The 6,598-nt window shown below is 56.9% G+C and carries 6 protein-coding genes; 3 read left to right on the top strand and 3 right to left on the bottom strand.

What is annotated here, in order from left to right; genetic code table 11:
- Window positions 1–180 precede the first annotated feature (180 nt).
- A complete protein-coding gene (locus Q0510_RS11850; RefSeq protein WP_298711660.1) occupies window positions 181–1,104 on the bottom strand; it encodes a bestrophin family protein in 924 nt (307 codons plus the stop codon).
- 22 nt (window positions 1,105–1,126) lie between these two features.
- Window positions 1,127–1,609 (bottom strand): hypothetical protein, encoded by a 483-nt coding sequence (locus tag Q0510_RS11845; RefSeq protein WP_298711655.1) that lies wholly within the window; start codon window positions 1,607–1,609, stop codon window positions 1,127–1,129.
- Window positions 1,610–1,794: 185 nt separating this feature from the next.
- On the opposite strand from Q0510_RS11845, the gene Q0510_RS11840 reads away from it, so the two are divergent.
- The 3 genes from Q0510_RS11840 (at window position 1,795) to Q0510_RS11830 (ending at window position 6,401) form a co-directional block, all read left to right on the top strand.
- On the top strand, window positions 1,795–2,508 hold the full coding sequence (locus Q0510_RS11840; RefSeq protein ID WP_298711652.1) for a response regulator transcription factor: 714 nt from the start codon (window positions 1,795–1,797) through the stop codon (window positions 2,506–2,508).
- A complete protein-coding gene (locus tag Q0510_RS11835) occupies window positions 2,495–3,871 on the top strand; it encodes a HAMP domain-containing sensor histidine kinase (RefSeq protein ID WP_298711648.1) in 1,377 nt (458 codons plus the stop codon). The genes Q0510_RS11840 and Q0510_RS11835 overlap by 14 nt, the downstream gene beginning before the upstream one ends.
- Before the next feature lie 88 nt (window positions 3,872–3,959).
- A complete protein-coding gene (locus Q0510_RS11830) occupies window positions 3,960–6,401 on the top strand; it encodes a PHB depolymerase family esterase (RefSeq protein ID WP_298711645.1) in 2,442 nt (813 codons plus the stop codon).
- Between the two features lie 17 nt (window positions 6,402–6,418).
- On the opposite strand, the gene Q0510_RS11825 is transcribed toward Q0510_RS11830, so the two are convergent.
- A partial coding sequence (locus tag Q0510_RS11825; RefSeq protein ID WP_298711642.1) for a hypothetical protein occupies window positions 6,419–6,598 on the bottom strand: 180 nt, incomplete at its 5' end.

Below are 6,598 nucleotides of genomic sequence, written 5' to 3'. Positions count from 1 at the left end.
ATTTTTTGATGGCTACTTTCCTTACGTTTTACAAAGCCTTTCTTGCGGTAATGTCCTGCCGGGAATTTACAAGGGCGATAATGCCTGTTCTGATTTTGGACGGGCCGGTCCTGACGCCGGCCTTTAAGGAAAACCGGCAGGCAAACGCCTGCCGGACCTTGCTACTATATGACTGCATGCTTAGAGGATGTAATAATCGGCCGTTTCTTCCTGCGGCGCCAATTCGGTGTCTACCGGCATGATGTCCTCTTCGGATATCTGCAAAAGGTCGCGTTCCACTTTGCGGGCGATGGCGGTCATCGGCGTGTCTGTCGGTTTGTTTTCGAAAGGGTCCTGCAGGTTGATGGCCATTTTCTCGATCAGCAGGAAGGACGCCGAAATAGCGGCTACCAGCGGCACTTCCACGATGCCGAGCGAGTCGATGAGGGCGAATGGCAGGAGGAGAATGAAAAATATAACGGCAAAATGGGTATAGAGAGAATAGGTGGCCGGGAACACGGTGTTTTTGATCCGTTCGCACTTGCCCATGGCGTCGCAGAGGCGCGTGAGGGTGCGGTCCAGCTCGATTTGCTGGTATGGATTGATCCAATCCTGCTGCAGGGCGTATTTAATATCGCGGCTGTGCAGCTGGAGGATACCGGCGGGTACGTTGTCGTATTTGGCCAGGTGGTTCAGTTCCCGGCGGGAGAGGAGCCGCTCCAGGCCGCGCAGCGGGTCCTTTTTGCGGAGGCTTTGGCCCAGCGCATAGTTCCAGGCGATCTGCCTTTTGATGAAATGCTGGCGGAAGTGGCGGAATTCTTCGGAGTCGTCGCCATCAACGATCGACATCATCTGCCTTGCGAGCGAGCGTGAATCGTTGACGATGGCGCCCCAGATCGTCCGGGCTTCCCACCAGCGGTCGTATGCCTGGTTGGAGCGGAAGGCGAGGAGCAGCGACAGCACGGTGCCCAGTACCATCGGGACCGACAGCGGGATGGATATTTCCTTGATCCCGTATTGGTAGTACAGCATATTGATGATAAGCGTGTACACCGTAACGGCAAGTATTTCGTATTTGATCTTTCCGAAGATGTACCCTAACGGAATTCCTTTCTTCAGTAACATACGCTGAGTTTTTTTAGGTGAGTCATACCTGCACGCCGAGGAGGGCGGAGATGGAAGCCGGAGCGGTAACCACCTGCCTGGGAGCCGTGAGCCTGAGCGTTGACACGGGCAGCTTCATATGGCGGAACAGGCTTTCGGGGTTGTAACTGTTTTCGCCGGCGTGGTGATAATGTAATTGATCGGGAACGGCGATACGGTCGATTTGGTGGGCGCGGATGAAATTGCGGAGCGCCGGGGCGGTGGTGCCGTAAAAGAATTCCACGTTGATCTCGCTGAAAGCCTGGGCGTAGCGGTTCTTCATCACTTCACATCCTTCCCGGAAATCGTCCGGAACGGACACATATCGGTGGCTGCGGCTGAAAGGCCAGCAATCCAGCAGGGAGTCGGGGAGGCGGAGCGCATGCATGAGGGTGATGCGCACGGGGCCTTCGGTTTGGGATGCCAGGTGATGAAGATAGCTCAGCGAACGGATGCTGAGATCGGTAGGAATCATGACGTTTTGCATACGGATTGTTTTAAAAGCAAAACTATGGCGGGGTGGTTAAGAAGGAGTAAATTCGGGATAAGGATGTGATGGCAATCCGGTAAGAATCTGGCGGCAGGGAGGTAAGAATCCGGTAAGATTCTTTACCCGCCGGAGGTTTTACGGCCTTCAGCCCTTATTTTTGAAAGGATCAAGATGCATGCAGTATGAGAATTTTGTTAGTTGAAGACGAACCGGCGGTAGTGTCGGTGATTTCAAGGGGATTGACGGAGTCGGGATATGAAGTGAGCGTGGCGCCCGACGGGCTCCTGGGCCTGGAAATGTCGCGCAGCAACGATTTCTCGCTCATCATCCTCGATGTGATGCTGCCCGGTATGAACGGGATCGAAGTGTGCCGGCAGATCCGAGCGGAGAAGAACGGAACCCCCATTCTCATGCTCACCGCCCTTTCCACGATCGATAACGTGGTGATGGGGCTGGATTCCGGGGCAGACGATTATCTCACCAAGCCCTACAAATTCCAGGAACTGGAAGCCCGCATCCGTTCCCTCGTGAGGAGGCAGGGCAACGGCGTACAAGCCATGGCGGCGCCCCGCAGCGCCAATATCCTCCGCCTGGGCGACCTCAGCCTCAACACCGATACCCGCCAGGCCAGCCGCAACAACCGTATCTTCACATTAACGGCTACAGAATACCGCCTGCTCGAATACCTGCTGTCCAACCCCAGAAAAGTACTTTCCCGGGCAGACATCCTCGAGCACGTCTGGGGCATCGACTTCAACATGAACACCAAGGTGGTGGACGTGTATGTAAACTACCTCCGCAAGAAAATCAATAAGGAATCCGAACCGGAGATGATCCACACGATCGTGGGGCATGGGTATATGTTAAAAGAAAACCTCACCGATGAAGATCAGTAACAAAATCATGCTCCTCTTTTCGGTGCTGACTTTCTCCATCATCCTGCTGATGAGCTTTTTCGTGTATTACCTGGCCAACCAGTATTCTTTCGGCGACTTTTACAAACGCCTTGAAATCCGCGCCTATCTCACCGCCAACGCGGCGTATCCGCCCAACGGGACCGACACTACGGCATACAACATCATCCGCGACCGCCACCTCGAAAAACTGCCTTCCGAAGAGGAATACATCATCCCGGTGGAATATGCGGCGGGGAGGTTCGTCCGCCCCGCCAGGCCCAACCTGCCCTATGCCTTTTACGATGAAGTCGTGCGCCAGGGGCACAATACCTACCGCCACAACGAGCGCTTTTTCGCCGGTATCCTTATTTCGCATGGCGGGGGGCGGAGCATCGTGGTCGTGTCCGCCGTGAACGAATACCGCGGGCAATACATGGCCGAGCTGCGCAGGATCCTCGTGATATGCTTCGCCGTGGCGGCTGCGCTGATCGTGGGGGCGGGCGTGTTCTTCTCCCAGTATATCCTCGCACCGGTGCACCACATCATGCAGCAGGTGAAAAACATCAGCTCCAATAACCTCCACCTGCGCGTAAGCACCAAATCGGGGCAGGACGGGCAGGATGAAGTGGGGGAACTGGCCGGGACCTTCAACAACATGCTCGACCGGCTGGAAACGGCTTTCGAAACGCAGAACAACTTCGTGAGCAATGCTTCGCATGAGCTCGGGACACCGCTCACGGCTATTATCGGGGAAGCGGAACTGGCCCTTCGCGGCGAGCGGGACAATGAAAGCCTCCGCGCATCCATCTCCCGCATGCTTACCGAAGCGGAACGCCTCAACCATATCACCCGCAGCCTCCTCCAGCTGGCCCAGACCGGGTTCGACGGGAAGAAGCAGCATTGGGAGCTCATCCGGACCGACGAACTGCTGTTTGCCGTCAAGCAGATGACCGACAGGCTCAGTCCCGGCAACCACGTTTCGATCGACTACAGCCTGTTCCCCGAAGAAGAAGATAAAATGAGCATCATGGGTAATTTCCAGTTGCTGGAGCTGGCCATCACCAATATCGTGACCAACGCGATCAAATATTCCAGCAACCAGCCGGTGTCCCTGGCGCTGGCGGCTACCGATACCAAAAACATAGTGATCGTGAAAGACAACGGCATCGGGATTCCCGCGCAGGACCTGCCTTATATATTCAGCCCGTTCTTCCGCGCCAGCAACACCAGCCGGTTCGAGGGTTACGGCATCGGCCTGCCCCTCACCAATACCATCATCCGGATGCATAAAGGCGAAATCATCGTGGAAAGCCGGATGAACGAAGGGACCGAAATCAGGGTGGTATTGCCTTCTGTGGGGTAGATGGATGGATCCGCCTTTCATCAAAAGTTATCTTTCTTTTCTCCGGCGATGCGTATATTGTTTTCGAACAATGAAATAGCTCCCGATTATGCGTATTCTTCGATTTTTCATGCAGGGCATGTTCCTGCTGCCCTGCGTTTCCGCCGTGGCGCAGGAAACCTGGCAATTCCGCGAGGCCCTGTTTGTGGGCAGCCCGCAGCGGTACGGCCGCGAAGCGATCTATACCGATCCCCTCGCATACCGCCTTTACACCAACACACTTAAAGCCCCGAAGAACGGGGATGCTTTCGACGATAAGCAGTCGTGGCAAGCCGTTACGGCCGACAGTGCCCATCGCCTTTTCCGCCGTGGCGGCGGCAGGGGCAGCTTCGGGCGGGGCGGGTACTTCTACCTGACGTACAATGCCGGCAAAGCGGGTACGGCGCTGCTCAATATCCGCGGCAACAGCGGGTTGTATTTCAACGGGGAACCGCATACCGGCGATCCTTACAATGCGGGATGGCTCTACATCCCGGTGAGCCTGAAAAAAGGGCTGAATGAATTATACGTTCGCGGTGGCATGATCACGGCCAGCCTGAGCTTCCCGGAAAAGCCGGTGCACCTGCAGGCGGCGGATGCCACCTTGCCGCATATCATTGCCGGCAGCGGGGCCGATACGCTGCAGGGCGCTTTGGTGGTGATCAACGGAACGGCCGGCGCCGCGAAGCAGCTGCGGTTGCGGGCGGTGATTGGTGGTAAGGAAGTGGTGACGGATGTGCCGGCAGTGGCGGAGATGTCGTCGCGCAAGGTGCCGTTTTCCTTTGTTGCGCCGGTTGTAGACGCGCCGGGGAAGGTGGAATGCGTAGTGGCGCTGCTGGATAAAAACAAAGTGATCGATGAAACGAAGATTATGGTGGAAGCTGTGGCCAAAGGCGCTCAATACAGCCAAACCTTTATCAGCGCGATCGACGGCAGCCTGCAATATTATGCCGTGACCCCTCAGGCAGGTGGCCCCCGGAAAGGGCAGGCGCTGTTCTTGTCGGTGCATGGCGCCGGCGTGGAAGCGATCGGGCAGGCGAGGGCTTACCAGCCGAAGGACTGGGGCACGCTGGTGGCGGCTACGAACCGCCGGCCGAGGGGTTTCAACTGGGAAGACTGGGGAAGGATCGATGCGCTGGAAGTATTGGCCATCGCGCGTAAATCGTTCCAGCCCGATCCGCAGCAGGTATACCTGACGGGGCATTCCATGGGCGGCCACGGCACCTGGTTCCTGGGCGCCACTTATCCCGCCAGCTGGGCGGCTATTGCGCCGAGCGCGGGGTATCCTACACTGAAAGGGTATGGCTCGGCAGACGGCCTCGTGCCCGACAGCAGCAATAACCCGATGGAGAAAATGTTGCTGCGTGCCGGCAACCAGAGCGATGTGATCAAACTGGCGCAGAATTACAAGCCGCTGGGCGTATATATCTTTCATGGAGATGCCGACCGTGTGGTGTCTGTCGACTATGCACGGCAAATGCGCGCCCTGCTCGGCGGGTTTCATCCCGATTTCGCGTATAACGAATATCCCGGCGGGGAGCACTGGTTCGGAGATATCAGCGTAGACTGGCAGCCGATCTTCGATTTTTTCCGCTGGCGCAAACGCCCGGCGGACTCCGCGGTGAATGTGATCGACTTCATTACGGCCAACCCCGGCATCTCCGATGCATACCGCTGGGCTTCCGTGTACCAGCAGCAGCAGCCTCTGCAATACAGCCGCATCCGGCTGAAGCGCAACCGGCAGGCGGCGGTGATCCAGGGGCAAACGGAGAACGTCCGCCTGCTGAAGCTGGACCTCGGCGATTTCCCGGCGGGTACGGAGCTGACGGTGCAGCTGGACGGATCGGAAGTGAAGGTGCGTGCGGCCCCGCAGCCGGTATTCCTGTTGCGGAATGCGGGCGGATGGCAGCTTTCCGGCCAGCCTTCCTTGTCGGAAAAAGGGCCCCACCGGTATGGTACCCTGAAGGATGCATTCAACCATCGCATGGTGTTTGTGTATGGCACCGCGGGCACTGCGGAAGAGAATGCCTGGAGCTTCAACAAAGCCCGGTACGATGCCGAAACCTGGTATTACCGTGGCAACGGTGCCGTGGATATCATCGCGGATAAAGATTACAAAACAGCGCTGTACCGCGACAGGGGTGTGATCATCTACGGGAACAAATCCACCAACAAAGCCTGGGACCTGCTGCTGGCAAATGCGCCGGTGCAGATTTCCAGGGATAAGGTGACCGCCGGCGGTAAAACCTGGACGGGCCCGTCGCTGAGCGCTTCCTTCGTTTGGCCGTTGCCGGGATCACAGGTGGCCTCGGTAGGCGTAGTTGCCGGTACCGGTATCACCGGGATGAAAGCGGCGTATGCCAACCAGTATTTCGCGGGCGCGAGCGGGTTCCCGGATTACATGGTCTACGATGCGGCCATGATGAACACCGGCGCGGAAGGTGTGAAACTGGCCGGCTTCTACGATAACGCCTGGCAGCTGACGGAAGAAAATAGTGTGCGGAAAGACTGATGCTTTCCAAATAAACTTCAGGAATGCCGGTGCATTGCGCCGGCATTTTTTATTGCAGGAAAGGCCAAATTCATCATCGGGAAAAAAAAGTTTTTGTTTAATTCATCCGGAGTTATACTTTTGCGGCGGAGGAATGGCAGAGCGGTCGATTGCGGCAGTCTTGAAAACTGTTGACTGTAACAGGTCCGGGGGTTCGA

The sequence above is a fragment of the uncultured Chitinophaga sp. genome (assembly GCF_937874145.1).
Lineage (GTDB): Bacteria > Bacteroidota > Bacteroidia > Chitinophagales > Chitinophagaceae > Chitinophaga.
This window is presented reverse-complemented; position numbering and strand designations above follow the sequence as displayed.

Excerpts from the sequence above, each read along its gene's own strand:
- Q0510_RS11850 (WP_298711660.1), bottom strand. The coding sequence starts at position 1,104 with ATGTTACTGAAGAAAGGAATTCCGTTAGGGTACATCTTCGGAAAGATC.
- Q0510_RS11845 (WP_298711655.1), bottom strand. The coding sequence starts at position 1,609 with ATGCAAAACGTCATGATTCCTACCGATCTCAGCATCCGTTCGCTGAGC.
- Q0510_RS11840 (WP_298711652.1), top strand. The coding sequence starts at position 1,795 with ATGAGAATTTTGTTAGTTGAAGACGAACCGGCGGTAGTGTCGGTGATT.
- Q0510_RS11835 (WP_298711648.1), top strand. The coding sequence starts at position 2,495 with ATGAAGATCAGTAACAAAATCATGCTCCTCTTTTCGGTGCTGACTTTC.
- Q0510_RS11830 (WP_298711645.1), top strand. The coding sequence starts at position 3,960 with ATGCGTATTCTTCGATTTTTCATGCAGGGCATGTTCCTGCTGCCCTGC.